The 26,195-nt window shown below is 72.5% G+C and carries 14 protein-coding genes; 10 read left to right on the forward strand and 4 right to left on the reverse strand.

Annotated features, from left to right (window positions below):
* The first annotated feature begins 66 nt into the window (after positions 1-66).
* From ABH941_RS16835 to ABH941_RS16845, 3 genes are all read left to right on the forward strand, one after another.
* A complete protein-coding gene (locus tag ABH941_RS16835) occupies positions 67-1,173 on the forward strand; it encodes a glycosyl hydrolase family 18 protein (RefSeq protein ID WP_370130051.1) in 1,107 nt (368 codons plus the stop codon).
* 40 nt (positions 1,174-1,213) lie between these two features.
* Positions 1,214-2,227 carry a glycosyl hydrolase family 18 protein gene (locus ABH941_RS16840; protein ID WP_370130053.1) on the forward strand — a complete coding sequence of 338 codons (1,014 nt, stop codon included), beginning with the start codon at positions 1,214-1,216 and terminating at the stop codon, positions 2,225-2,227.
* Between the two features lie 138 nt (positions 2,228-2,365).
* On the forward strand, positions 2,366-3,232 hold the full coding sequence (locus tag ABH941_RS16845; protein WP_370130054.1) for a chitosanase: 867 nt from the start codon (positions 2,366-2,368) through the stop codon (positions 3,230-3,232).
* On the opposite strand, the gene ABH941_RS16850 is transcribed toward ABH941_RS16845, so the two are convergent.
* Together ABH941_RS16850 and ABH941_RS16855 are read right to left on the reverse strand one after the other, a co-directional pair.
* Positions 3,222-3,929, reverse strand: coding sequence for a YidC/Oxa1 family membrane protein insertase (locus ABH941_RS16850; protein WP_370130056.1), 708 nt, complete (start codon positions 3,927-3,929; stop codon positions 3,222-3,224). The genes ABH941_RS16845 and ABH941_RS16850 overlap by 11 nt on opposite strands.
* A 105-nt stretch (positions 3,930-4,034) precedes the next feature.
* Positions 4,035-4,370, reverse strand: coding sequence for a DUF6412 domain-containing protein (locus ABH941_RS16855; RefSeq protein WP_370130057.1), 336 nt, complete (start codon positions 4,368-4,370; stop codon positions 4,035-4,037).
* A gap of 284 nt (positions 4,371-4,654) precedes the next feature.
* On the opposite strand from ABH941_RS16855, the gene ABH941_RS16860 reads away from it, so the two are divergent.
* The 7 genes from ABH941_RS16860 (at position 4,655) to ABH941_RS16890 (ending at position 21,270) form a co-directional block, all read left to right on the forward strand.
* Entirely contained in the window at positions 4,655-11,542 is a 6,888-nt protein-coding gene (locus ABH941_RS16860; protein WP_370130059.1) for an SDR family NAD(P)-dependent oxidoreductase, read from the forward strand.
* Positions 11,539-16,164 carry a beta-ketoacyl synthase N-terminal-like domain-containing protein gene (locus ABH941_RS16865; RefSeq protein ID WP_370130060.1) on the forward strand — a complete coding sequence of 1,542 codons (4,626 nt, stop codon included), beginning with the start codon at positions 11,539-11,541 and terminating at the stop codon, positions 16,162-16,164. Before ABH941_RS16860 ends, ABH941_RS16865 begins: the two co-directional genes overlap by 4 nt.
* A gap of 68 nt (positions 16,165-16,232) precedes the next feature.
* Positions 16,233-16,487, forward strand: a complete 255-nt coding sequence (locus ABH941_RS16870) for a phosphopantetheine-binding protein (RefSeq protein WP_134005281.1) — start codon at positions 16,233-16,235, stop codon at positions 16,485-16,487.
* A 2-nt stretch (positions 16,488-16,489) separates the two neighbouring features.
* Positions 16,490-17,320 (forward strand): alpha/beta fold hydrolase, encoded by an 831-nt coding sequence (locus ABH941_RS16875; RefSeq protein ID WP_370130061.1) that lies wholly within the window; start codon positions 16,490-16,492, stop codon positions 17,318-17,320.
* The gene (locus ABH941_RS16880; RefSeq protein WP_370130062.1) at positions 17,317-18,522 is read left to right on the forward strand and encodes a glycosyltransferase; all 1,206 of its coding nucleotides are present in this window, start codon (positions 17,317-17,319) and stop codon (positions 18,520-18,522) included. Before ABH941_RS16875 ends, ABH941_RS16880 begins: the two co-directional genes overlap by 4 nt.
* Positions 18,519-19,625, forward strand: coding sequence for a class I SAM-dependent methyltransferase (locus ABH941_RS16885; protein WP_370130064.1), 1,107 nt, complete (start codon positions 18,519-18,521; stop codon positions 19,623-19,625). Before ABH941_RS16880 ends, ABH941_RS16885 begins: the two co-directional genes overlap by 4 nt.
* A 187-nt stretch (positions 19,626-19,812) precedes the next feature.
* Complete coding sequence (locus tag ABH941_RS16890; protein WP_370130065.1) at positions 19,813-21,270, forward strand: hypothetical protein; 1,458 nt, start codon at positions 19,813-19,815, stop codon at positions 21,268-21,270.
* Between the two features lie 465 nt (positions 21,271-21,735).
* Here ABH941_RS16890 and ABH941_RS16895 read toward each other — a convergent pair whose 3' ends face one another.
* Positions 21,736-23,601 carry a hypothetical protein gene (locus tag ABH941_RS16895; protein WP_370130066.1) on the reverse strand — a complete coding sequence of 622 codons (1,866 nt, stop codon included), beginning with the start codon at positions 23,599-23,601 and terminating at the stop codon, positions 21,736-21,738.
* A gap of 371 nt (positions 23,602-23,972) precedes the next feature.
* Positions 23,973-26,180: a SpoIIE family protein phosphatase gene (locus ABH941_RS16900; protein ID WP_370130068.1), complete on the reverse strand. Its 2,208-nt coding sequence runs from the start codon at positions 26,178-26,180 to the stop codon at positions 23,973-23,975.
* Between the last annotated feature and the right edge of the window lie 15 nt (positions 26,181-26,195).

Raw genomic sequence — 26,195 nt, forward strand, 5'->3', positions numbered from 1 at the left:
CAAGGCCCCGCGCGTCGGCCACCCTGGCCGACGCGGCGATCACGCACGCCTCCGAAGGGATGGATCATGCTCCGTCGCACCATCGTCATGGCCACCGCAGCCACCTGCGCGGTCGCCGCCGCCAGCGCCGCGGTCACCGTCGCCAACGCCGGAACCACCTCCGCGCACCGGACCGCAGCAACGTACCGGGGCTCCTCCACCACCTCCGGCGTCGCGCTGGAGACCTGGCTCTACGGCGGCTCCACCGGCGACAGCGAGTGCACCGCGGCGTCCGAGTACGCCGACAACCGGGTCCTGACCGGAGCCCTCAAGCCCGAGTACTGGAGCGTCACCAGCAAGGGCACGGTCACCCTGGAGACCGCCACCAGCGGCACCTGCAACGGCTACAGCGCCGCCAATGTCGCCGACCTCAAGGCCCACTCCGCGTACCAGTACCCGACCGTCTCCGGCATGACCACCGCCGACGTCCACGCCCTGGTGAGCAGCAGCAGCAAGCGCGGCGCCGCCGTCTCCCAGCTCACCTCGCTCGTCACCGGCGCCAACCTCAGCGGAGTGGACGTCGACCTGGAGGACTACTGGTCCTGGAGCACCGCCGACTTCACCAACTACAGGACCTTCCTCGGCCAGCTCGCCAACTCCCTGCACGCCAAGGGCAAGAAGCTGCTGGTCGACGCCCCCGCGATGACCGCGGACGCGTCCTTCTACGACTACGCGGCGGTCAGCGCGGTGGGCGTGGACGAGCTGGAGATCATGGCCTACGACGAGGAGTTCGACACCGCGTCCGGCGCCCGCTGCCTGCCGATCACCCCGTACGCCTGGCTCAAGCAGGTGACCACCTACGCCCAGAGTAAGGTGCCCGACCCCAACAAGCTGGTCATCGGGCTGCCCTCCTACGGCATCAGCGCGCCCGACCCCTGCGACCTCAACAACGTCACCGGCAACATCCAATACAGCGACATGAAGAAGAGCCCCGGCTTCTCGACCGACCCGGCCACCGTCGCCGCCCGCCGTGACGCCTCCTCCGGCGAGATCCGCTGGGTCTCCGGCGGCACCCTGTACGACTACGTCGACAGCACCGCGCTCAACGCCAAGCTCGCGGTCCTGAAGTCCCTGGGCGTCACCAAGGTCTCGGTCTGGTCCCTCGGCGGCGGCAACCCCTGGTTCACCGGCTGACCGCACTCGCTCTGTCCCCTTGTACGGAAAGGCAGATTCCATGAGAACCGACCCCAGGACCGCCGGCTGGGTCGCCGCCGCGATCTTCTCGGCCCTGCTCATCGGCGCCCAGATCGGCCAGACCGGAGCCGCCTCGGCGGCCACCGGACTGCCGGTGACCGGGTACCAGACCGAGGGCGACTCGACCGCACTCATCGACGCCAGTGCGAGCGCCCTCGGCCAGGTCGGCGTCGACGGTGTGAACGTCACCGCCGACGGCGCGAGCGTCACCGCGCCGAGCGCCGCCGCGACGGCCCAGCTGGCGCGGGCCCATGCCCTGGGCCTGCCTGCCGAGTTCCTCTTCGGCAATTTCAGCCAGAGTCTGGGCGACTTCGACGAGAACGCCGCCAACCTCCTCCTCACGAACCAGGCCAACATCGACAACGTGGTCGCCTCGCTGACCGCCGCGGTCACCGCGCAGGGCTGGGACGGAGTCACCGTCGACATCGAGTCCCTGCAGGCGCGGGACACGGCCGGCCTGACGAACTTCGTCACCGCGCTCAAGCAGGCCCTGCCGGCGGGCAAGACCCTCAGCATCGACGTCACCAACGGCACGAGCGCGGCCGACTTCGCCGCCAACGGCAACGACCTCGCCGCGCTCGGCCAGGCGGTGGACCGGCTCGTGGTCATGTCCTACGACGAGCACGGCACGGGATCCGGCCCCGGGCCGGTGGGCGAACTGTCCTGGCAGCAGCAGGGTTTGGACGTCATCCTCGGGCAGGTCCCGGCGGCCAAGGTGGACCTCGGCGTGGCCGGCTACGGCTACTCCTGGGCTCCCGGCGGAACCGGCGTCCAGGTCAGCGACCAGGGCGCCCGGGATCTCGTCACCGCAGCCGGCGTGACAGCCCAGTTCGACACCGCCGCCGGCGAATGGACCGCCACCCTGCCGGACGGCACCGTCCTGTGGTGGTCCGACGCCCAATCCCTGGGCCTGCGCCGCACATTGGCCGCGAATGCGGGGATCCACGGCCTGGCGGTCTGGGACCTGGCCCTGTCCGACACCGTTCAGCCGTAGGGCGGCACGGGATCGCGTCTGCGGCCGTCCGCAGACGCGATCCCTTCTTGTCCTGAACGCCTCATCATCCCCTCATGATCCGGTCGGCATCCTGGGGCCGCCGCAATCGTGCGGCAGGGACACCGGAGGACAACCCACATGACGCATCGACAGAGCGCAGTCAGGTCGCAGACCCGCAGGACCGCCATTCTGGTTCTGGCGGCGTTGCTCGCAGCGCTCCCCGCTTCAACCGCCCTCGCCTCCACGGCCGGTGCCGTACGAACACCGACCGCGCTGACCCGAGCAGCGATCCTGCTGGATGCGTCGACCGGCCTGGACGACCCGCAGAAGAAGGAGACAGCGATGGAGCTCGTCTCCAGCGCGGAGAACTCCTCGCTCGACTGGAAGGCGCAGTATCAGTACATCGAGGACATCGGTGACGGCCGCGGCTACACCGCGGGCATCATCGGGTTCTGCTCGGGCACCGGCGACATGCTCGAACTCGTCCAGGCCTACACCAACGCGGAGCCCGACAACGTCCTCGCCCCGTACCTTCCCGCGTTGCGCCAGGTCAACGGCAGCGCCTCGCACGACGGCCTGGACCCCGGCTTCACCACGGCCTGGGCCACTGCCGCCGCCGACCCGGTGTTCCAGCAGGCCCAGGACGCCGAGCGGGACCGCGTCTACTTCAACCCCGCGGTGCAGCAGGCCAAGCAGGACGGTCTGAGCACGCTGGGCCAGTTCATCTACTACGACGCGGCCGTGATGCACGGCCCGGACGGGCTCGCCTCGATCCGCAGTACGGCCATCGGCCAGGCGCAGCCGCCTGCGCAGGGCGGCAGTGAGACCGACTACCTCAATGCCTTCCTCGCCGCCCGGCGCGTCGAGATGAAGAAGGAGGCGGCCCACAGCGACACCAGCCGTATCGACACCGAACAGCAGGTCTTCCTCGACAACGGCAACTTCGACCTCAACACCCCCCTCAACTGGCAGGTCTACGGCCAGAGCTTCTCCATCAGCGGCTGACAGGCTCCTTGCCGCGCCGTTCCAGGTGGGCGTTCTCGGCCATGGTCCAGGCTGTGGTGGTCAGCAGGTAGAGGCCGGCCGCGAGGGGGACGATCACCGCGAAGACCACGGTGCCGAAGGAGAGGTACGGCAGGATCGCCGCACCCGGGGTCGCCGGGTCCATGGTGCGGCGGGCACGGCGCCAACCGAGGTAGCCGAGGGCGGCGAGCAGCGCGTAGAGCGTGAGGAAGACCGGGAGGTGACCGGGCCCGGCGCTCTGGAGGTGTGCTCCCAGCGGCACGCCGGCAAGGGTCCTGGTCAGCAGGGCGTTGGCGTGCCCGCCGAGGCTTCGCAGGGTGAACAGCCGGTACATCACGCTGAAGACCGGCCACTGCAGCAGCATCGGCAGGCAGCCGGCGAGCGGTGAGACGCCCTCCGTGCGGTAGAGCTCGGCCTGCGCCGCACGCAGGGCCTCCGGCTTGCCCTTGTGACGCCGGTTCAACTCCGCGAGCTGCGGGGCGAGTCGGGTGCGGGTCCGCTCGCCGCGCACCCGGGCGCGGGACAGGGGGTGCAGCGCCAGCCGCACCAGCAGGGTGAACACGACGATCGCGGCGGCGGTCGCGGACACCCCGAGGAGCGGGTGGACTGCGCTCGCGAGGCCGGTGACGAGGTGCTGGGCGATGCCCGTGGGGGCATCGAGGAACGCGAAGACGGACATGCTGGCTGAGCCCTCCGAAGGCCGGGAACGATGGGGTGCGGAGGGCAGCCGCGTACGGCGGGGCGCTGCGGTGAAAAGGGGGTAGCTGGGGTGCGGGCCCGACGGCTATGCGGCTGCCGGGGCCGTGCCCGGGGCCCGGGGGCGGCGTCGGCCGCGTGCGTCGGGGTCGCGTTGGGGCAGGTACGCCGTGCGCCAGGCGCGTCGGCGTACCGCGGTGCTGCGCACGGTGTGCGGGGTGGGGCCGACCGATCGGGCGTGACCGAGAACGGTGATCGCCAGGGCCGATGCGAGCAGCAGCCCGACGCCGGTGGCGAACGCCCCGGTCGCGAGCAGGTGCAGTCCGCCGCCGCTGTTGAGCGGAAGCAGCACTCCGGCAAAGGTGCCGGCGGCGAGGCCGAGCAGCCCGAGAAGCCGCAACGGGGAGGCTGTGGCGCGGTCCATGACTGTCTCCTCCCCCTCGCTCTCGATCGGACCCTCGAATCGGAGGGTAGCAGGTCGCGATCTTTGTGATAAACGCCACATAACCATGACCTTTTAGGCGGCATTGCGCCAGCGGTGGCACTGTCGTGCCCGTCGAAGGCGCAAGATTGCGAATGTATTGACATGGACACGCAATCCAGACTTAACCTACCGCCCGCTACCGATCGGTAGCGTCAGTGACGTTTCGTACACAGGAATCGCACGGTCACTCCCCCCACGTACCAGTGACGCACACCGGAGAGCGCATGCGGCCGACCTCACCGCTGGCGGACATCGTCATCGGAATCACCCCTTTCCATGAACCGGACGCCGGGCTCGCCGCCGCCGTCTGCCGTGCGGGCGCCTTGGGCGTGCTGGATCTCGGGACCGGTGACCGCCGGTCCCGTGAAGAACTCGCCAGACTGCGGGAGCAGGCTCCCGGCCCGTTCGGCGTCCGGGTGCGCTCCGGCTGCCGAATCACCCCCGGTGACCTCCGCGGCCTCGAAGGCGGCGCCCGGCTCACCGTGTTACTGGACGCGGACACCGCCGACTGGGATCTGGCGTCCCTGGTGACCGCGCACCGGGTGCTGGTCGAGGTGACCGATCTGGAGCAGGCGCGTGCGGCGGTCCGCGGCGGGGCCCAGGGGTTGATCGCTCGCGGGAGTGAGAGCGGTGGCCGGGTCGGCGAGTTGAGCACGTTCGTGCTGCTGCAGCAGTTGCTGGCGGAGCCGGAGATCCAGGTCCCGGTGTGGGCCTGCGGCGGGATCGGACTGCGCACCGCGGTCGCAGCTGTGGTCGGCGGGGCGGCCGGGGTGGTGCTGGACAGCCAGCTCGCGCTGCTGGCCGAGTCCGCGGCACCGGAGGAGGCCGCGGCTGCCGTACGCGGGATGGACGGCTCCGAAACCACGGTGATCGACGGCTACCGGGCACTGCGGCGAAGCGGCCCCGGATCGTCGTCCAGCAGCACCGCCCTGACCGTGGGTCAGGACGGCTTCCTGGCGGCCGGGTTCGCCACGCGCTTCGGGACAGCCGGCCGGGCGGTCCGCGCCGTGCGCGACGCCGTGCTGGACGGCTTGCGGGGTGCTGCGGCCCCCGGGAGCACGGCGGCTCTGCTCGGGCCCGGTGCACCGCTCAGCGAGGCGCTGGGCACCCGGCTGCCGGTGGCGCAGGGGCCGATGACCAGGGTCAGCGACCAGCCGGAATTCGCGGCCGCCGTGGCGGCCTCGGGCGCGCTGCCCTTTGTGGCACTGGCGCTGGCCGGGCCGGAGCAGACCCGCGAACTGCTCGCCCGGACCGGCACGGTCCTGGGCGAACGGTCTTGGGGTGTGGGCGTGTTGGGCTTCGCGGCGGAGGAGGTTCGGAGCGCCCAGCTGGCGGAGGTGCTGGCGGCGCGGCCCAGCCACGCGATCATCGCGGGCGGACGTCCGGCCCAGGCGCGAGTGCTGGAGGAGGCGGGGATCCGTACCTTCCTGCACGTGCCCTCCCCCGGTCTGCTGCAGCAGTTCCTGGAGGACGGCGCGCGCAGGTTTGTCTTCGAGGGCTCCGAGTGCGGCGGCCATGTCGGGCCCCGGCACAGCTTCCCCCTGTGGGAGGCCCAACTCGCCGTGCTGGAGGACTACCTGGACGCGGCGCCAGAGCCGCAGACGGTCGAGGTCCTGTTCGCGGGCGGCGTGCACGACGAGCGCTCGGCGGCGATGGTCGCAGCGCTGGCGGCGCCGCTCGCCGACCGCGGGGTGGCGGCAGGCGTGCTGATGGGCACGGCCTACCTGTTCACCGAGGAGGCGGTGGCCTGCGGGGCGGTACAGCCGGCGTTCCAGCGGCAGGTGCTGGCGGCGCGCGGGACGGAACTGCTGCAGACCGCGCCCGGCCATGCCACCCGGTGCGTGCCGAGCCCGTTCACCACGGAGTTCGCGCAGGTGCAGGAGCAACTGCGGGCCGACGGGACTCCGGACCGGGAGGCCTGGGAGCAGCTGGAGCGGCTGAACGTCGGCAGGCTCCGGATCGCCAGCAAGGGCGTCGACCGGCTGGCGGGTGCGCTCGCCCCGGTGGACGAGGCCGGGCAGCTGGAGCGGGGCATGTTCATGGCCGGGCAGGTCGCCGTGCTGCGCTCGGCGCCGACGACGCTCGCCGAGCTGCACACCGCCGTCGGCACTGGCGCCGCCGCGTTCCTGGCCGCCCGCGCCCGGGAACTGACGGAGCGTCTGGGCCTGTCCCCCACCGTAGCGGCGGAACCGGAGCCGGCGCCGCTGGACATCGCGGTGGTGGGGATGGCGTGCATGTTCCCGCAGGCGCCGGACCTGGCTGGCTTCTGGGCCAACGTGGTGGCCGGGGTGGACTCGGTGACCGAGGTCCCGGCCGAGCGGTGGGACCCGGAGCTGTATTACGCGCAGGACGGTGCTGCCGGCACCACCCCGTCCAAGTGGGGCGGATTCCTACCGCAGATCCCCTTCGACCCGCTGAGCTACGGCATCCCGCCGTCCGCGCTGGGAAGCATCGAGCCGGTGCAGTTGCTCGCCCTGGAGGCGGCGCGCCGGGCCCTGGTGGACGCCGGGTATGACGGCGGCGGCCCGGAGGGCGGCCGTGCCTTCGACCGTTCCCGGGCCGGCGTGGTGTTCGGCGCGGAGGCGGGCAGCGACCTCTCCAACGCCGGGGTGCTGGGCGCGGTGCTCCCGGCCTACCTGGGCAAGGTGCCGGAGGCGATAGCGGAGCAGCTGCCCAAGCTCACCGAGGACTCCTTCCCCGGCATGCTGGCCAATGTCATCTCGGGACGGATCGCCAACCGGCTGGACCTCGGCGGGTCCAACTTCACCGTGGACGCGGCCTGCGCCTCCTCGCTGGCGGCCCTGGACGTGGCCTGCAAGGACCTGGTCGCGGGCGGCAGCGACCTGGTGCTGTGCGGCGGAGCGGACCTGCACAACGGAATCAACGACTTCCTGCTCTTCGCCTCGGTGCACGCGCTGTCGCCGACCGGCCGCTCCCGCCCGTTCGACGCCTCGGCGGACGGCATCGCCCTGGGCGAGGGCGTGGGCTGCCTGGTCCTGAAGCGGCTCGCGGACGCGGAGCGCGACGGAGACCGGGTGTACGCGGTCGTCAAGGGCGTCGGCAGCGCCAGCGACGGCCGCTCGCTGGGCCTGACGGCGCCGAGGCCCGAGGGGCAGCGGTCGGCGCTGGAGCGCGCCTACCGCGGTGCCGGGATCGGCCCGGCCGAGGTCGGCCTGGTGGAGGCGCACGGCACCGGGACCGTGGTCGGCGACCGCACCGAACTGGCCACGCTGAGCGAGGTCTTCGCGGAGGCCGGTGCCGCGCCGGGGAGTTGCGCGCTGGGTTCGGTGAAGTCGCAGATCGGGCACACCAAGTGCGCGGCGGGAGTGGCCGGCCTGATCAAGGCGTCGCTGGCGCTGCACACCGGCGTCAAGCCGCCCACCCTGCACCTGGACCGGCCGAACCAGGCGTGGCAGCCGGACCGCAGCCCGTTCGTGTTCCACGGTGAGGCCCGGCCCTGGGTCGAACCTCCCGCCGAACGAGTGGCCGGTGTCAGCGCGTTCGGCTTCGGCGGCACCAACTTCCATGCGGTCCTGCGCGGTTACGACGGCCCGCCGCCAGTGCACGGCCTGCAGGAGTGGCCGGCCGAGCTGTTCACCTTCCGGGGGTCCGACCGGGAGCGGGCGCTGCGCGGCGCGGCCGAACTGCTGCGGCTGGCAGAGGCGGAGGGCGCACCGTGGCGCCTGCGCGACCTGGCACTGGCCGCCTCCCGGCGGGCCGAGTCGGCGCACGGACCCGTGCAGGTCGCGCTGGTGGCCTCGGACCCGGTGGAGCTGGCCGGGCTGCTGCGCCGGGCGCTGGCCGGGGAGCACGACCCCGCGGCCGGGCTCCACCTCGCCGAGGAGGCGGGTTCCGGGACCGGGGAGGTGGCCTTCCTCTTCCCCGGGCAGGGCAGCCAGCGCCCGGGGATGTTCGCGGAGCTGTTCGCCGCGTTCCCGCAGGCACAGCGCCATCTGATGCTGGGCCGGGAGCACACGGACGTGCTGTACCCACCACTGGCCTTCTCGCCGGAGGCGCGGGGTGAGCAGCGCGCGGCGGTGACCGACACCAGGGTGGCCCAGCCGGTGCTCGGCATGACCGGACTGGCGGCGTACGAACTGCTGGGCCTGGCGGGAGTGCGTCCCCAGCTGGCGGCGGGACACAGCTACGGCGAGCTGGTCGCGCTGTGCGCCGCCGGGGCGCTCGCGGCCGAGGACCTGCCCGCGCTCAGCGCCGAGCGGGCCAGGTCGATCCTGGACGCGGTCGGCGAAGGCGCCGATCCCGGGTCGATGGCGGCCGTCACGACCGGGGCCGAGGAGGTCGAACGGGTACTGCTGGCCGCCGGACTGGCGGGACGCGTCGTGGTGGCCAACCGCAACGCGCCGCGGCAGACGGTCGTCTCCGGCGCGACGGACGAGGTGGTCGCGGCCGTACAACTGCTCCGCGAGGCCGGACACGATGTGAAGCGGCTGCCCGTCGCCTGCGCCTTCCACAGCCCGCTGGTCGCCGGCGCGGGCGAGCGCTTCGCCGAGGCTCTGGCCGCCCGTACGGTGCGGGCGCCGGAGTTCCCGGTGTGGTCGAACCGGACGGCGGCCGCCTACCCGGCGGACCCCGCCGGGGTGCGGGCCGAGCTGGCGGCGCAGATCGGCGCACCGGTGCGCTTCGTGGAGCAGGTCGAGGCGATGTACCTGGCCGGCGCACGGGTGTTCGTCGAGGCCGGCCCGGGATCGGTGCTGACCCGGCTGGTGTCTGCGGTGCTCGGGGACCTCCCGCATCACGCGGTGTCGGTCGAGGGGAGACGCGGCGGACTGCCGGGCTTCCTGGACGCGCTGGCGGCGCTGGCCGTCGCGGGCGTGCCGGTGCACACCGGCCGGCTGTTCCGCGGCCGCGACGCGGTGGACGCGGGCCGGGCGCGGGCACCGCGCCGACCCGGCTGGACGGTGGACGGGCACCTGGTGCGCACCGCCGCCGGAGAACTGCTGCCCGGTGCGCTGGCACCGGCCCGACCTGTACCGGAGGCCCTGATGACGAACCAGGCACCGTATTCCGACGGCCGACAGTCCGGCACGGACGCGCTGGTCTCGGAGTTCCTGCGCAGCAGCCGCGAGATGGTCGCGGCCCAGCGGGACGTACTGATGACCTACCTCGGCGCCGCAGGCGTCACGGTCGCCGCCCCGGCGGCGCCTTTGGCGGTCGCGGCCCCGGCGCTGACGGCGGCGGTACCCGCGCCGCTGGTCGCAGAGCCGGTCACAGCACCGGCACCGCAATCCGCCATCGCGGCACCGGCTCCTGCCTCTGGCCCGGTCGACGTGCTGCGGGCCGTGGTGGAGGTGATCAGCGAACGCACCGGCTACCCCGCCGACATGATCGAACCCGACCTCGACCTCGAGGCCGACCTGAGCATCGACTCCATCAAGCGCACCGAGATCATCGGCCTGCTCGCCCGCCGGCTGGCGACCGAGGGCGCCGGCGCCGACCTCGCCGCCCTGGGCGACGACCAACTCGAGGAACTCTCCGGCGCCCGCACCGCCGCCGCCATCACCGGCTGGCTCACCGACCACCTCGGCGGCGCCCCTGCCGTGCAACAACCGGAAGCGGCAGCGCCCCAGGCCCCCGAACGGGTCTCCGTACAGGTGTCCGAGCAGCCGACCGTCGCCGGACACGAACCGCTGCGCTTGCTCTTCGCGACCGTACCGCTGGCACCGCCCACCGGGGCGCCGGAGTCGCTGGCCGGCAAGCGCTTCGCCCTGCTCGGCTCGGACGGCGACGGCGTCGCCGAGGCTCTGGCGGCGCGGCTCGCCGCACACGGCGCGCAGGCGCTCCCGCTCGACGCGGCGCACGAACTGTCCGCGGACGACGGCCCGGTGGACGGGGTGCTGCTGCTGGACCCGCTGTCCTCGCACGGGACGCCGGTACTGCCGGGCCGCGTGCCCGCACTCCAGGCTGCCCTGGCGCGCTCGCCCCGGTGGCTGCTCGCCGCGCGTAAGGCGTCCCCCTCGGGCGACGGTCGGGCGGACGGACTGCGCGGGCTGTTCCGCACCCTGGCCCGGGAGTACCCGGAGACCACGGCCCGCCTCGTCGAGTTCCCGGCGACCGACGAAGCCGACCCGGCGCGAGCCGCGGACGCGCTGCTGGGCGAGCTTCTGACGGACGATCACGAGCCGGTGGTGCTGCACGGCCCGTCCGGCCGCCAGGGCCTGCAGCTGGCGGAGTCGGGCCTCGGCGTGCTGGGCAGCACCGGCGCCGGCCCCGCCGGTGACGGCGTGGCGGAGGCCGCGGCGCTGGGCCTGGACCGGGACGCCGTGGTACTGCTGGTCGGCGGGGCGCGCGGGATCACCGCGCGGCTCGCGGCGACGCTCGCCTCGGCGACCCGGTGCCGTCTCGAACTGCTGGGCCGCACCGCGCTGCCGGACGGCCCCGAGGACCCGGCGACGGCCACCGCCCGCGACCGGTCCGCCCTGCGGGCCGTGCTCGCCCGCCAGGGCGTGCCGCTGGCGGAGGTCGACCGCACCGCCTCCCGGCTGCTGGCCGGGCGCGAGGTCGCGGCCACGCTCGACCAACTGTCCGGCCTGGGATCGCAGGCCCGCTACCAGGCCGTGGACGCCTCCGATCCGGCGGCGCTGCGGCAGGCGGTCAAGGAGGTGTACGCCGAGTACGGCCGGCTCGACGGCGTGGTCTACGCCGCGGGCGTGATCGAGGACAAGGTGCTCGCGGAGAAGGACCCGGAGTCCTTCCGACGCGTCTTCGCCACCAAGGCCGACGGCGCCAGGACGCTGCTCGACGCTCTGGCCGAACTGCCGGCCGGGCCGCGCTTCACGGTCCTCTTCGGCAGTATCGCCGCCGCTCTGGGCAACCGCGGACAGGCCGACTACGCGGCGGCCAACGACGCCCTGGAGGATCTGGGCGCCCGCTGGTCGGACGCCACCGGGCGGCGCGCGCTGACCGTGCACTGGGGTCCGTGGGCACCGGACGGCGCCCACGGCGGCATGGTCTCCGAGGAACTGGCCCGGGACTACGACCGACGGGGCGTCAGGCTGATCGACCCGGGCGCGGGCACGCTGGCGCTGCTGCGCGAGCTGGCCTGGGGCGAGGAGTCGACCCGGTCCGTGGTCTACACGGCCTCGGGCTGGTGACCGCAGCAGTGACAGCACCCGCAACACAGCAGAGCTCGGGCACCGGGCTGCCGCCGGTGGCCATCGTGGGCATGGCGGTGCTGCTGCCCGGCGCCCCGGATCTGGCGGCCTACTGGCGGAACCTGGTCGGCGGCGTCGACGCGATCACCGACGTCCCCGAGGGGCGCTGGGACGCGTCCTACTACGACCCCGGGTCCGCGGTCGGCCCGGCCGCGCCGGACCGGCTCTACTGCCGACGCGGCGGCTTCGTGGACGGGCTGGCCGAGGTGCAGCCGACCCGCTTCGGCATCATGCCGAGTTCGGTGTCCGGCACCGAACCCGACCAGCTGATCGCGCTCCAGGTCGCCTCCGCCGCCATCGCGGACGCGGGCGGCCCGGACCGACTGCCCGACCGGGACCGGATCGGGGTGGTGCTGGGCCGGGGCGGGTATCTGACGCCGGGTCTGGTCCGGCTCGACCAGCGGGTCCGCAGCGCGCACCAGTTGGTGCGGACCCTCGGTGAGCTGCTACCGGATCTGACGTCGGATCAACTCGGCCGAGTGCGGGAGGCGTTCACCGACCAGCTGGGACCGGACCGCCCGGAGTCGGCGATCGGCCTGGTGCCCAACCTCGCCGCGTCCCGCGTGGCGAACCGGCTCGACCTGCGCGGCCCGGCCTACACCGTGGACGCCGCCTGCGCGTCCTCGCTGGTCGCCGTGGACCAGGCGGTCGGCGAACTGGCGACCGGCCGTTGCGACGTGGTGCTGGCGGGCGGGGTGCACCACTGCCACGACGTCACCCTGTGGAGCGTGTTCGCGCAGTTGCGGGCGCTGTCCCCGAGCCAGCGGATCCGCCCGTTCCACCGCGGCGCCGACGGCATCCTGATCGGTGAGGGCACCGGCGTGGTCGTGCTCAAACGGCTCGCCGACGCCGAGCGCGACGGCGACCGGGTCTACGCGGTGATCCGCGGCACCGGCGTGGCCAGCGACGGCCGTACGGCGGGCTTGGCCAACCCCGACCCCGGCGGCCAGAGCCGCGCGGTGCGGGCGGCCTGGCGCGCGGCCGGGCTCGATCCGGCGGCACCGGGCGCGCTCGGCCTGCTGGAGGCCCACGGCACCGCGACCCCGGCCGGCGACGCCGCCGAACTGGCTACGCTGGCCGAGGTGTTCGGACCGGCGACGGCCGGGGCGGAGCGGGCGGTGCTCGGCTCGGTGAAGTCGATGATCGGCCACACCATGCCGGCCGCAGGCGTCGCCGGACTGGTCAAGGCAGCGCTGGCGGTGCACCACGGGGTGCTGCTGCCCACGCTGCACTGCGACGACCCGCATCCGGCCCTCGCGGCCACCCGTTTCCGCACCGTCGGCACCGCGCAGCCCTGGGAGACCGGCGTCGGCGCGGCGCCCCGCCGCGCCGCGGTGAACGCGTTCGGTTTTGGCGGCATCAACGCCCATGTGGTGCTGGAGCAGGCGCCGGGCAGCGGGCTCGCCACGGCCCTGCCGACCCAGCCCGCGCCCGCTGCCGCTGCCGCTGCCGTGACCGAACCCGAGCTGGTACTGCGGCTCGCGGCCGACACACCCGAGCAACTGGCGGCGCTGCTGGCGGCCGACGACTCGGCCGTCCTCGCCGCCGGCCTGCCGGAGCAGGGCGGTCCCGCGCCGCGCTGCCGGCTGGCGATCGTCGACCCGACGGCGAAGCGTCTGGAGCTGGCGCGGCGCGCGGTGTCCAGGGGGCGGGCCTGGCGCGGACGCAATGACGTGTGGTTCGCCCCGGAGCCGCTGCTCGGTGCGGGTACCTCCGGCGGTGGCCGGGTGGCGTTCCTCTTCCCGGGCCTGGAGGGCGAGTTCGTCCCGAGGGTGGACGATGTCGCCGACCACTTCGGCCTGGCCCGTCCGACCTCCGCCGACGGTGCGACCGCCGGCCGGGTGGGCGACATCGGCCGGCACGGCGTCGACGTGGTGGCCGTCGGCCGACTGCTGGACACCGCCCTGCGCCGGATGGGCGTGCGGCCGGACGCGGTGGCCGGACACAGCGTCGGCGAGTGGACCGCGATGATCGCGGGCGGGCTGTACTCCGGAGCCTCGGTGGACTCCTTCCTGGAGTCCTTCGATCCCGACTCGCTGCTGGTCCCCGGGCTCGCCTTCGCCGCGCTCGGCGTCTCCGCCGAGCGGGTGGTCGATGCGCTCGCCACGGTCAAGGGGATGTCGGACGTGGTGCTGTCGCACGACAACGCGCCGCAGCAGTCGATCGTCTGCGGACCCGAGGAACCCGTAGCGGAGCTGGTGCGCTGGTTCCGCACACGCGGCGTCCTGGGCCAGGTGCTGCCGTTCCGGTCCGGCTTCCACACTCCTATGCTCGGCCCGTACCTGGAGCCTATCCGGGAGGCCGCCGAGCGCTTCGAGCTGCACCGCCCCACCGTCCCCGTCTGGTCCGGCACCACCGCCTCGCCGTTCCCGCAGGCGGCCCCCGACGTGCGTGCGCTGTTCATCCGCCACCTGCTGGAACCGGTGCGGTTTCGTCCGCTGATCGAGGCCCTGTACGACGCAGGCTTCCGGGCGTTCGTCCAGGTCGGCACCGGGCAGCTGGGTTCGCTCGTCGGCGACACGCTGGCCGGTCGGGAACACCTGGTGGTCGCGGCCAACTCACCGCACCACGACGGCCTTTCCCAGCTCCGCCGGGTCGCCGCCGCGCTCTGGACGGACGGCGCCGAGCCGGACCGGGCCGCCCTGCTCCCGGCGAGCACGACCGTGCGGGAGCGCGCGCACCCGGCGGTAACGCTGGAACTCGGCGGGGCGCTCGTCTCGCTGGACCCGGCCGCCCTCACCGCACTCCGCGCCGACCTGACGCCCGTCCGCCGCAGCACCGGCGTCCAGGAGCCGGCCTCCCTGGCCGCACTTGCGGACCGCTTCCCCCTGGCAGCCGAACTCGACGCGCTGCTGCGCGACACCAGCCAGGTCGCGGCCGAACTCATCGGTGCGGCCCGGCAGTCCGCGGGCCGAAGCACACCGCTGCCACCGGCTCCGCCGCTCCCGCACCGGCCCACGCCCGACCGCACCGTCCCGCTGCAGGTGTCCACCGACGCCATGCCGTACCTGCTCGACCACTGCTTCTTCCGTCAGCGCCCGGGCTGGCCGGACACGGCCGACCGCTGGCCCGTCGTCCCGGCCACCACGATCGTGCAGCATCTGATGGACGCAGCCGAGCAGATCTCACCTGGCCAACTTGCCACTGGTGCAAGCGATCTGAAGTTCGGTCAGTGGGTTCCTGCCGCAGCCCCGACGGTGGTGGACATCACGCTGAAGGATGCGGGATCCGGCCGTCTCGCCGCGGACTTCGGCGGATTCGCGCGCGGAACCGTCGAGTTGGCGGACCGTCATGCCGCACCGCCCGCCGCGTGGCAGCCGGACCCCACCGGAGAACGCAGGCCCGAGCTCAGCGCCGCCGGTCTCTACGACGAGCGGTGGATGTTCCACGGACCCGCGTTCCAGGGCCTGACCGAGCTGACCGCGCTCGGGGAGGCCCATGTGCGCGGCGTGATCACCGCGCCGTCCGCACCCGGGGCGCTGCTGGACAACGTCGGCCAGCTGCTCGGCTACTGGATCATGGCCACCCGTACCGAGCGGACCGTCGTCTTCCCGGTCGGCATGCGGCAGTTGCGCTTCTACGGACCGGCACCCCGGCCGGGCACCGAGGTCCACTGCCACATCCGGATCACCCGGATCACCGACACCGTCCTCGAAGCCGACGTGCAACTGCTCGCCGGAGGCGCCGTCTGGGCGGAGGTGGTCGGCTGGCAGGACCGCCGGTTCGACAGCCATCCCGAGACCCGGCCCGTCGAGCGCTTCGTCGAGCGCAACACCCTCTCCGCCCCGCAGCCCGGCGGCTGGGTGCTGCTGCACGAGCGCTGGCCCGACCTCGCCTCCCGGGACCTGATCATGCGCAACCACCTGGGCTCGGACGAGCGGGCCCGCTACGAGCAGCAGCCGCCGCGCGGCCGCCGGGCCTGGCTGCTGGGCCGGATCGCGGTGAAGGACGCGGTGCGGCGTCTGCTCTGGGAGCAGGGCGAGGGCGATGTCTTCCCCGCCGAGATCGAGGTGCTCAACGAGCCGAGCGGCCGTCCCTGGGCCTCCGGGCTGCACGGCCGCTCGCTTCCGGACTTCGACGTGTCCCTCGCCCATAGCGCCGAGGCGGCGGTGGCCCTGGTCCGCCCCTACCGGCCCGGCGGGAGCCGGGTCGGCGGCCCGGGTGTGGGCATCGACATCGAGGAGGTCACCGAGCGCCCCACCGAGACCCTTCGGATCGCGCTCGGCCCCGCAGAGCTGGAACTGCTGGCGGCCTGCCGCAGCACCGACCAGGGATCCGAGGCCCTCTGGTTCACCCGGTTCTGGGCCGCGAAGGAGGCCGTCGCCAAGGCCGAGGGCGCCGGACTCCGGGGCCGGCCCCGCGACTTCACCGTGACCGCCGCCGACCCGTCCGAACTGCTGGTCGTGGTCGGCGGCCCGGCCGGGCCGCGCACCCACCGCGTGCACTGCACGCAGCTCGCCGCCCCGCCAGGTCTGCCGGTCCGCAACTACGTCGTCGCCTGGACCGCGGACGGCGACCCCGATGACCGTTCCGACCCCGACGAGAGGACAGCGCCGAAGTGACCATCAACGGACAGACCCTGGACCAGCACGGGCCCACCGAGCAGGAGGTCCTCTCCGAGATCACCGCCATGCTGGCCGCACTGCTCGACGAGTACGGCCTCGACGACGCCGAGGTCACCATGGAGTCCCGGTTCACCGGCGACCTCGAACTGGAGAGCATCGACCTGGTGACCCTGGCCGGACAGCTCCAGGAGCGCTGGGGCGACCGGATCAACTTCGCCGAGTTCATCGCAGGCATGGAACTCGACGAGATCATCGATCTGACCGTGGGCCGGCTGGTCGGCTATGTGGTGGACCGGCTGCGGACCGCCGGACGGAGCTGACCGTGGCCTTCCTCGACCTCGACGGTCTCACCGTCCATGTGCAGCGGCTCGGCCCGCAGGACGGCGGGCCGCCCGCAGCGACCGCCGTCCTGCTGCACGGACTGCTCACCGACAGCCTCGCCAGCTTCTACTTCACCCTGGCCCCCGCGCTCTCCGCCGCCGGCGTGGAGGTGCTGATGTACGACCAGCGCGGCCACGGCCGCAGCGGGCGCCCAGCAACCGGTTACCGCCTGGAACAGTTCGTCGACGACCTCGAAGCGCTGCTGGACCGGCTGGAGCTGACCGGTCCCGTCCACCTGCTGGGCAACTCCTTCGGCGGCACGGTGGCGTTCGGCCTCGCCGCCCGGCGCCCCGAGCAGGTCGTGAGCATCCTGGCCGTCGAGTCCGAACCGGCGTCACCGGCCTGGGCCGCCAAGCTGGACGTACTCCTGCGGCGGGCCGAGAGGGAGCTGCCGCAGGACGCGACGCTGGCCTGGGTCACCGAACAGCACGGCGCCCACACCGCCAGACTGGCCCGCTCGGCCAGCAGGCTGCTGTCCGGCACCACACTGGCTCGCGACATCCCCGCGAGCCTGCTGCCCGCCGAGGCGGAGCTGCGCGCGATCCGCTGCCCGGTGCTCGCGGTCTACGGCACCGAGTCGGATCTCGCCGAACAGTCGGACTGGCTGGACGAGTTGCTGCCCGGCTGCCGCAGCACCTTCGTCGCCGGCCAGGAGCACTCGGTCCTCATCGAAGCCCCGGACGTGGTCCGCGAGCTCGCCCTGTTCTGGCTGCAGGAGCACGGCGCGGAGCTGCGCGACCCCACCGCGCGGCTCGAAGGGAGGGTCGGATGACCCGGTTCCTCTTCGTGGTCCCGCCGCTCGTCGGGCATGTGAACCCGGCAGTGGGGGTCGCGGCCGAGCTCGCCGCCCGCGGCCACGTCACGGCCTGGGCAGGGCTGCCGGAACTGATCGGCGCTCTCGCCGGTCCGGACGCCGAGGTCTTCCCCTGCGCCGTCGTCCCCGGAACCGCACCGGGCGAGGCGCTGCAGCGACCGCCGGACCTGCGCGGGCCCGCCGCGCTGAAGTTCCTGTGGGAGGACTTCCTGGTCCCGCTCGCAGAGGCGATGGCCCCCGGCGTGGCGGCGGCAGTGGACCGTTTCCGCCCCGACGTCCTGGTGGTGGACCAGCAGGCGGTGGCCGGCGCGCTGATCGCCGAGCGCCGCGGCCTGCCCTGGGCCACCTCCGCGACGACCTCTGCCGAATTCACCGGTGCCCTGAACGGAATGCCGCTGGTGGACGCCTGGATCTCCGGCCTCCTCGCTGACCTGCGCAAACGCATCGGCGACCCCGAGGGGACGGGCGACCCGCGTTTCTCGCCGCAGCTGACCCTCGCCTTCACCACCCCGGAACTCACCGGCCCGGTCACCTCACCGAGCGGCCCGATCCGCTTCGTCGGTCCGTCGATCACGGCTCGTCCCGCAGCCGCCTCCTTCCCCTGGGAATGGCTGGACCCGGACCGCGCGACGGTGCTGGTCAGCCTCGGCACGGCCAACACCGACGCGGGCGCCGCGTTCCTGACGGCCTGCCAGGAAGCGCTGCGGGCCCGCGCCGACCGACTGCAGGCAGTGATCGTCGATCCGGGTGGTGTGCTGGGGAAGCCTGCGCCCGACCCCGACATCCTGGTCCTGCCCTCCGTCCCGCAGCTGCGACTGCTGCCCCGCACCACCGCCGTGATCTGCCATGCCGGGCACAACACCGTCTGCGAATCCCTGTGGCACGGCGTGCCGCTGGTCGTCGCCCCGATCCGCGACGACCAGCCCGTGGTGGCCGCACAGGTCGCGGCGGCCGGAGCCGGCGTCCGGGTGCGCTTCGGCCGCACCGGCGCGGCCCGGCTCGGCCAGGCGGTGGACGCGGTGCTCGACGATCCCGCCCACCGCAGCGCGGCGCAGCGCATCGGCGCCTCCTTCCGGTGGGCCGGCGGCGCGGCCTCGGCAGCCGCCCACCTCGAACAGCTCGACCCCGCTGCCCAGCGAACGGACGGCAGAACCCCATGACAACCGCCTCCACCGACCCGTCCACTGCCAGGGCGGCAGACCTGAAGCAGCAGGTCGCCGCGCTCCGGCCCGCCTATCAGGCGGATCTGGCGAAGGGCACCGAACGGTTCTTCGAACCGCGCCGCGACGACTGCCCATGGTGCGGCTCCGGCCGGTTGCGGGTACGGCTGCGCACCACCGACCTTCTGCAGCACAAGCCGGGAAGCTTCGTCCTGGACAGCTGCCAGGACTGCGGGCACATCTTCCAGAATCCCCGTCTCAGCGGTCCCGGCCTGGAGTTCTACTACCGGGACTTCTACGACGGCCTGGGCGAGCAGCGGCTCGGCGGAGTCTTCGGCAACCGCGTCCGCGCCTACCGCAGCCGCGCCCGGTCCGTGGCCCCGTACACCGCCGCTCCGGGCAGCTGGCTGGACGTCGGCACGGGGCACGGCCACTTCTGCGAGACCGCCCGCGAGGTCTTCCCGGACACCGTCTTCGACGGTCTGGACCTCAGCGAGGGCGTGGAGCTGGCACAGCGGCACGGCCGGCTGAACCGCGGCTTCCGTGGCCCTTTCCCGGAGCTGGCACCCCAACTGGCCGGAACCTACGACGTGGTGAGCATGTTCCACTACCTGGAACACAGCACCGACCCGCGGGCCGAGCTGGCCGCCGCCCGCAGGGCGCTGCGCCCCGGCGGCCTGCTGCTGATCGAGGTCCCCGACCCGGAGTGCCGCTACGCCCGTCTGCTCGGCCGCTGGTGGCTGCCGTGGCTGCAGCCGCAGCACCTCAATCTGGCGCCGGCGGCCAACCTGCGACACCGCCTCGGCGAGCTGGGCTTCACCGTCCTGCTGGAGCAGCACGGTGCGGCGCACGACCCGGTGGACCTGCTGGCCGCCTGCTGGCTGTGGCTGGACGCCAAGGCGCCTCGTGAGGACACACCGTGGCTGCCGGGGCCCCCGCCCGGACGGCTGCGGCGCGCCCTGCGCGGAGCCGTCTTCCTGGCCGGGGTGCCGCTGCTGCTGCTCGCGGCGCTGCTCGACCGCCTGGTCCGGCTCCTCCCCCACCGCGCGCGCCTCTCCAACGCGTACCGGCTGGTGGCCCGAGCCGCGTCCGACGGGCGCTGATCCCGGCTCTCCGCCGCGGATTCGAGCGATCAATCGTCCATCGAGGTAAATGCGCTGATTTTTATTTTCCTGACCCGGAAGGGGCTCCATTACCGCTGTCTTACGCAAAGCTCCCCAGACGTACTCCAGGGCTTCCGGCAGGGCAGTCTGTATCTCGCCCAAGCGAAAGGGAGCAGAAATGCCCGGCATGCGAATCAAAGTCAGGGATCGTGCGGCGCGGCGCAAGCGCCGACTCGTGATCGGAATCCCGCTGGCGCTGGCAGTCGCCGCGGCTGGCGGGCTGGCCTTCGCGGATGTCACGCCGAAGTCGACCCCGGTCAACGGGACCGCGTCGACTTCGTTCAACGGGGTGGCCATGGCCCCCGCATCCGCGGGTGTCACCGCACCCAACATGATGAGCAACAGCACCCTCACGGCGAACATCTCCGTCACCACGGTCAAACTCGCCTCTGCCTTCAGCTACCTGTCGCCGTCCAGCAACGGCATACCGACCTGGACGCGGACCGTCACTGCGGTCGCGCCCAACGGCACCCTGCAGGTGGCCTGGCAGGCGTCCAACTCGGTCCACATCACGCCCGTCAACCGCTGGATGCAGCGGCGCGGGCCGGACGTGGTGATCAACGGAGCCCACGAGATCGGCGGCCTGATCGCCTTCAACAACGGCTTCACCCTGCTGACCCGCGTCTCCGATCACAACAGGTACGGCGAGACCGCCGCAGCGTTGATCCGGGTCGCCAACAACCACGTGGTCTTCTTCGTCAGGCTGACCGGTTCCTCCAGCCATGACACCTCCCCGGTGCTCAACAGCCAACTCACCTGGAACGGCAGCCAGTACACGGCGTACTTCTCCGTACACAGCACGTCCGACTCCGGGCAGTGGGGCGACAAGTTCGTCCCGGTCAGCAGCTCCGGTCGGATGATGTCCGGCGGCTGGGAGTGGGGCTGCCGCGGCAACGTCGGACGCTCCCTCTCCTCGGGCTCCAACTCCTACGGGACCTGCTGGGACGACGGCACCTCCGGCTCCTCGAAGAGCAGCAGCCTCGACCAGATGGCGACCTCCAACGGCCAGGTGGTGGCCCTCTCCGCGCGCGGCCCCGTGACGTGGAAGAAGAGCAACCTCACCTGGAGCGTGAACCCGACCTGGAAGACCAACCAGGTCGTCATCGTCTTCCTCAGCGGCAGCCACTGGAAGCACGCCAACTCGGTCTATCTGACCAGCGATCAGACCACCCAGAACCTCAACGTGCACATCGCGCCCTACGGCAGCGGCGCGATGCTGGTCACCTGGGACTCGTACCGCCACGGGCAGTGGACGGGCACGCACTTCCGTCTGATCGACTCCTGGGGCCGGTTCCTGACGGCGGATCTGGTCCTGACGATCCACGTCTCCGGCAACATCGTGGTGCTCAGCAACGGCGACCTGGCCTGGGCGTTCGTCCAGCAGAGCCCGGCCTGGTACCACGGCGACGGCAACTGGCCGACCACCACGCGCCTGTTCCTGGCGCGGCTGCGGGTCAGCTTCTCGAGCTCCACCAGCTCGCCGTCGTCCTCGCCGACCATGATGTCCCCCTCACCGACGCCCTCACTGATGACCAGTGCGGCGCCGAGCTACTCCTCCAGCACCAACGCCGGCTCCCACTGGTAGCAGGCACAGACAGGACACCGGGTCCCCCGAGCAGACGCTCGGGGGACCCGGTGTCTTTGTCGTGGGCCGGCATCAATAGTTCGTCTCCATATGGATGGAATGTCGCCGGACGCTCTGTTCCATCATGCCTCGTTCGCCAAAATACGCACCGCACTGACAATCCATGCTTTGATCGCCGGGACACGAGGCTGATCCGAAGGTTAGCCATGGCCTCGAAGCCATGTACACGTACTGGCATTCACTGCTGGGTCCGTTCGCGCCGCGCAGCACAGCTCTGGCCCGGTGGCATCAAAGGAGAGCGCTGACGTCGTCAACAACGCACCCCGCTCCACCCTGCCCCGCGACCCCTCACTGCGCTGGAGGCGCCCGACTCCATCGGGACAGGAAGGAGAGGCCATACACACGAAGGTGCCGCAGGCTCCGTGAGCCTGCGGCACCTTCAGTGCGGTGGTGGTGCGGGTTGAATCACATGTGGTGGTGATGGTGCCTGCCGCGACCGCTGACCGTGGCAGTCGGCATGGCGGATGCCGGCGCGCTGGTCGCGCCTGCGCCGGTACCGGCTGCCGGAGCCGAAGCGGCCGCGGGGATGCAGGTGCTGGTCGCCGTACCCGCCGCCGGTGCGGTGGTGGCGGCAGCTGCCGCCGGTGTGGTGGCGGCGCCCGCCGCAGCGGCCGATGTCGCCGTACCGACTGCCGCAGGCGTGCTGGCACCGCCTGCCGCAGCAGCCGATGTCGCTGCGCCGACTCCCGCTGCCGGCGTCGTTGCCATACCCGCCGCAGCCGAAGTGGCCGCGCCAACTCCGCCTGCTGCCGGCGTGGTTGCCGCACCCGCCATACCTGCCGCAGCAGCAGAAGTGGCGGCGCCGGCTCCGGCCGCTGTGGTGGCAGCAGCCGCCGTGGTAGCGGGAGCAGCCGCCGTCGTGGCAGCGGCAGCCGCCGTGGTGGCAGCCGGGGTCGCGGTGCAGGTGGCGGCGGCGACCGGGGTCTGGCCGAGCGGGGTGAAGGTCGCCGCGGTGACGACGCCGTTGCCGTCCATGGTCAACGTGATCGGGTTGGCCACGTTGAGCAGGCCGCCACAGCCCAGGTTGGTGAAGCTCTGATTCGCCCGCATGGCCAGGAAGGTGAAGAGGTTGGTGGCCATCGCCGCGTCCACCGAGGGGGCGTTCTGGAAGATCGCCATGTCCTTGAAGACTCGCTGGATGCCGTTCGGGGAGCCGAAGAAGTTCTGGCAGTACGTGGTGCCGCTGCCGGCGTCGGCGCCGAGCGCTGCCTGGTCCACGCCCTGACGGTAGAGGTTGGTCTTGTTCGGGTCCTGGTTGGCGTTGTTGAGCGTCATCGGGTCGGTCAGCGGCACCAGGGCGATCGGCGCCTGCTGGTTGGCCGCGGCCGAGAGCTCGTCCAGCGGAAGTGCCGCGGACGCCATGCCGTCGCTCGACTGGTCGGGGCGCGTCCACGGGGTGCAGCCCAGGGCCGGGTCGATGAACTGGGTGAGCAGCAGGTTGTCGCTGCCGTTCGCCAGGTCGACGAGGTTCTGGTTCTGCAGGGCGGCCTTGCTGGCGGCGTTGTTCTGCGCGATCGTGCCATTGCCGGTCGCCACGTAGTGGGTCACCACGTTGTCGCTCTGGTCCTGGTCGACCACGGAGAAGTCACGCGTGGTGGGGCAGGGCTGGCCGTCCTTGGCCGTTCCGGCGGCCGGGACCTGCAGCATGTTCGCCTGGATCTCCTGATTGGCCGTCTGGAAGAACGTCGGCGCGTTGCAGTAGGAGAACTGGCCGAATATGGAGCCCTGGGCGCCGTTGATGCAGTTGCCCTGCTGGAGGGCGTTGGCCCCGTTGGCCGACTGCAGGGTGAGGTTGGTGCCGTTGAAGCCGAACCAGATGCCCACGGTGGATCCGGCCGGCACCTGTGGGGTGACCGTGGCAGCCGCGGGCTGGGTGCCCTGGTCGATGACCAAGGGGTCGTACAGCGTCAACTGGCCGTTGTTGGTGAGGATCGCCGCCTCGACGAAGGCGGACTGGCCGGCGTTGGCCTCGTTGCACGGGCCGCCGGCCGCGTTCGTCGCGACCAGCTGATAGGGCGTGGCAAGCCCCTGTGCCGTCAACGGATTGGCCGGAACGACCAGCGAACAGTTCGGGTTGGGCGCCGCCGCGGCGTTGTTCGCCGCGAGCGCCGTCGCCAACCCGCCGGCCACCACGGTGAGCACCACCGACAGGACGGCCCACATCGTCCGCCTCTTGCGCTGTTTGCTGCGCTGGTCGCCCGAGCGGCGCGTCCGCTGGGACGGCATGCGCATGGGCTGCGGGCGCCTGCGTAGTGATCGGTTGCTTGTCATCGAACCACTCCTATCCGACTGCCGTGTCCTGCTGCGTTCGCGGTCCGCACTCGGGGACGGCAGCTCCTCTCCGCACGGGGGGCGGTAGTTCCGGTGGCCGATAGTTGCAGAACCGTAGCCAGGCGCTCTAGCGCCAGGGATATCTGGGCATATACGGACAAGAGCCCACCCTGGGACCACCCTCCACTACCGCCCCAGGCGGCTCGGCTGCGGTCTGTACAGCACGTAAACCCCTGGTGGGACAGGTCCTTGAGGGTTTTTCCGGAACACCGACGGCAACCCGCCGACACCTGCTCCGACCGGCGGTGAGGGACTCCTTACGAGGCCGTTACAGGTCTGTACCGCAGGATCCGCAGACCCCTGAAACAACGTCAGGAAGGGGCCGGCTCGGTCCCGTCTGTCACGTTCGTGAGCGCACTCGCCGGCAGGGGCTGCTCCGCCCAGATGGTCTTGCCGCGCGCGGTCTGGCGGGTGCCCCAGCTCCGGGTGAGCTGGGCGACCAGCAGCAGGCCGCGGCCGCCCTCGTCGAAGGTGCGGGCGCGGCGCAGGTGCGGGGCCGTGTTGCTGCCGTCGGAGACCTCGCAGATCAGCGTGCGGTCACGGACCAGTCGCAGCTGCACCGGTTCCTGGCCGTAGCGGATGGCGTTGGTGACCAGCTCGCTGACGACCAGTTCGGTGACGAACGCCGCCTCCTCCAGGCCCCACCCGGCGAGCGTCCTGCCTGCCCAGCTGCGCGCCTCGGCGACGCAGGCCGGATCCTGGGCGATGTCCAGCGTCGCGACCTGATCGGCGCCGAGGAGCCTGGTGCGCGCGAGCAGCAAGGCCGCGTCGTCCGAGGGGTGCGCGCCGAGCAGGGTGGTGAAGATGGAGTCGCAGGCGGCGTCCAGCGAACGGGACGGAGCGCTCAGCGCGCGGCGCATCACCTCCAGGCCGGCGTCGAGCTCGCGCTCGCGGGTCTCGACCAGTCCGTCCGTGTAGAGGGCCAGCAGGCTGCCCTCGGGCAGTTCCAGCTCGGCGGCCTCGAAGGGCAGGCCGCCGACGCCCAGGGGCGGCCCGGGCGAGAGCCGGACCACTTCGGGCGTGCCGCCGGGCACCAGCAGCACCGGCGGCGGGTGCCCGGCGCTGGCCACCGTGCAGCGTCCGGAGACGGGGTCGTAGACGGCGTACAGGCAGGTGGCGCCGGTCACCGCGATGCCGCTCTCCTCCGGCTGGCCGCTGCCGGCCTCCGCCCGGACGGCGTCCTCCTCGGCGCCCAGATGCGAGACCAGGTCGTCCAGATGGACCAGCAGCTCGTCAGGGGGCAGGTCGACGTCGGCCAGCGTGCGTACGGCGGTGCGCAGCCGTCCCATGGTGGCGGAGGCGTTGATCCCGTGTCCGACGACGTCACCGACCACCAGGGCCACCCTGGTGCCGGACAGCGGGATCACGTCGAACCAGTCGCCGCCGACCCCGGCACTTGCGTCGGCGGGCAGGTAGCGGGAGGTGATCTCCACCGCGGCCTGCTCCGGAAGCCCCGCCGGGAGCAGGTTCCGCTGCAGGGCCAGCGCCGTCGCGTGCTCGCGGGTGTAGCGGCGGGCGTTGTCCACGCACAGGGCGGCACGGCTGGCCAGCTCCTCGGCGAGGAGCAGCTCGTCCCGGTCGAAGGGATCCTGGGACCCGCGGCGGACGAACACGACCACGCCGAGCGTGAGCCCGCGGGCGCGCAGCGGCACGGCCAGGTACCAGCGCAGCTTGAACCGCTGCACCATCGCGGCTCTGACCTCGTCCTCGGCGAGCCAGCGCTCGTGGTCCGGATCCCCGGGCCCGCCGAGGACGGCGAGGCCGGTGGCCAGCGCCCGCGCCGCCGGGGAGAACGGCGGGTAGGTGTCGATCCCGCCCAGCTCGACGACGGTCTCCGGCACCCCCACGTTGATCGACTCGTGCGCGATCCGGCGCAGCGCCACCGAGCCGTCGACCGACCTGAGGACCGGCTCCGCGCCCTTGAGCACGTCCTCCAGAAGATCCACCGTGGCCAGGTCCGCGAACCGGGGCACGGCCAAACGGGCGAGTTCGGCACCGGTCAGCGCCACATCCAGGGAGGTGCCGAGGGAGGTTCCCGCCTCGTTGAGCAGCGACAGGCGCTGCCGTGCCCAGTGCTGCTCGCTGCTGTCGAAGGCCGCGATGGCGACGGCGCACACGGTTCCGGATGGGTCGCGCACCGGCCACATCCAGCTGGTCCTGGAGTACTCCCGACTGGTGGTGGGGAGCTTGATGAGGCTCTCGTAGCTGACCGGCGCACCCGTGTCGAGCACCTGGCGCAACTGCCGGACATACCCCTCGGCGGCCTCGTTCTCGGGCAGCGTCTCGCGGAACGGACGGCCCCTGAGCTCCGTCTCCACCGCGCCCATGATCCGACCGGACGCCTGGTTGAGGCGCCAGTAGCGCACCTCGGTGTCAAAGATCGTCATGGTGACCGGCGACTGGGCGAAGGCCCACTCCACGACCAGCCGGTCGGCGGCGTCCCCGGCCCCCGCCTGAAGCGAACCGGCATCGGGCCCCTCGGCGTCCATCCCGGTCCACCAGCTCCTGTCGACTCGCACGGCCCCCTGCCAGCG

The sequence above is a fragment of the Streptacidiphilus sp. EB103A genome, from assembly GCF_041261405.1.
GTDB lineage: Bacteria > Actinomycetota > Actinomycetes > Streptomycetales > Streptomycetaceae > Streptacidiphilus.

What these genes read in the sequence shown, in the direction of transcription:
- ABH941_RS16850 (WP_370130056.1), bottom strand. Translation starts at nt 3,929, where the DNA reads ATGTCCGTCTTCGCGTTCCTCGATGCCCCCACGGGCATCGCCCAGCAC.
- ABH941_RS16835 (WP_370130051.1), top strand. Translation starts at nt 67, where the DNA reads ATGCTCCGTCGCACCATCGTCATGGCCACCGCAGCCACCTGCGCGGTC.
- ABH941_RS16870 (WP_134005281.1), top strand. Translation starts at nt 16,233, where the DNA reads ATGCTGGCCGCACTGCTCGACGAGTACGGCCTCGACGACGCCGAGGTC.
- ABH941_RS16855 (WP_370130057.1), bottom strand. Translation starts at nt 4,370, where the DNA reads ATGGACCGCGCCACAGCCTCCCCGTTGCGGCTTCTCGGGCTGCTCGGC.
- ABH941_RS16885 (WP_370130064.1), top strand. Translation starts at nt 18,519, where the DNA reads ATGACAACCGCCTCCACCGACCCGTCCACTGCCAGGGCGGCAGACCTG.
- ABH941_RS16845 (WP_370130054.1), top strand. Translation starts at nt 2,366, where the DNA reads ATGACGCATCGACAGAGCGCAGTCAGGTCGCAGACCCGCAGGACCGCC.
- ABH941_RS16880 (WP_370130062.1), top strand. Translation starts at nt 17,317, where the DNA reads ATGACCCGGTTCCTCTTCGTGGTCCCGCCGCTCGTCGGGCATGTGAAC.
- ABH941_RS16890 (WP_370130065.1), top strand. Translation starts at nt 19,813, where the DNA reads ATGCGAATCAAAGTCAGGGATCGTGCGGCGCGGCGCAAGCGCCGACTC.
- ABH941_RS16840 (WP_370130053.1), top strand. Translation starts at nt 1,214, where the DNA reads ATGAGAACCGACCCCAGGACCGCCGGCTGGGTCGCCGCCGCGATCTTC.
- ABH941_RS16860 (WP_370130059.1), top strand. Translation starts at nt 4,655, where the DNA reads ATGCGGCCGACCTCACCGCTGGCGGACATCGTCATCGGAATCACCCCT.
- ABH941_RS16895 (WP_370130066.1), bottom strand. Translation starts at nt 23,601, where the DNA reads ATGACAAGCAACCGATCACTACGCAGGCGCCCGCAGCCCATGCGCATG.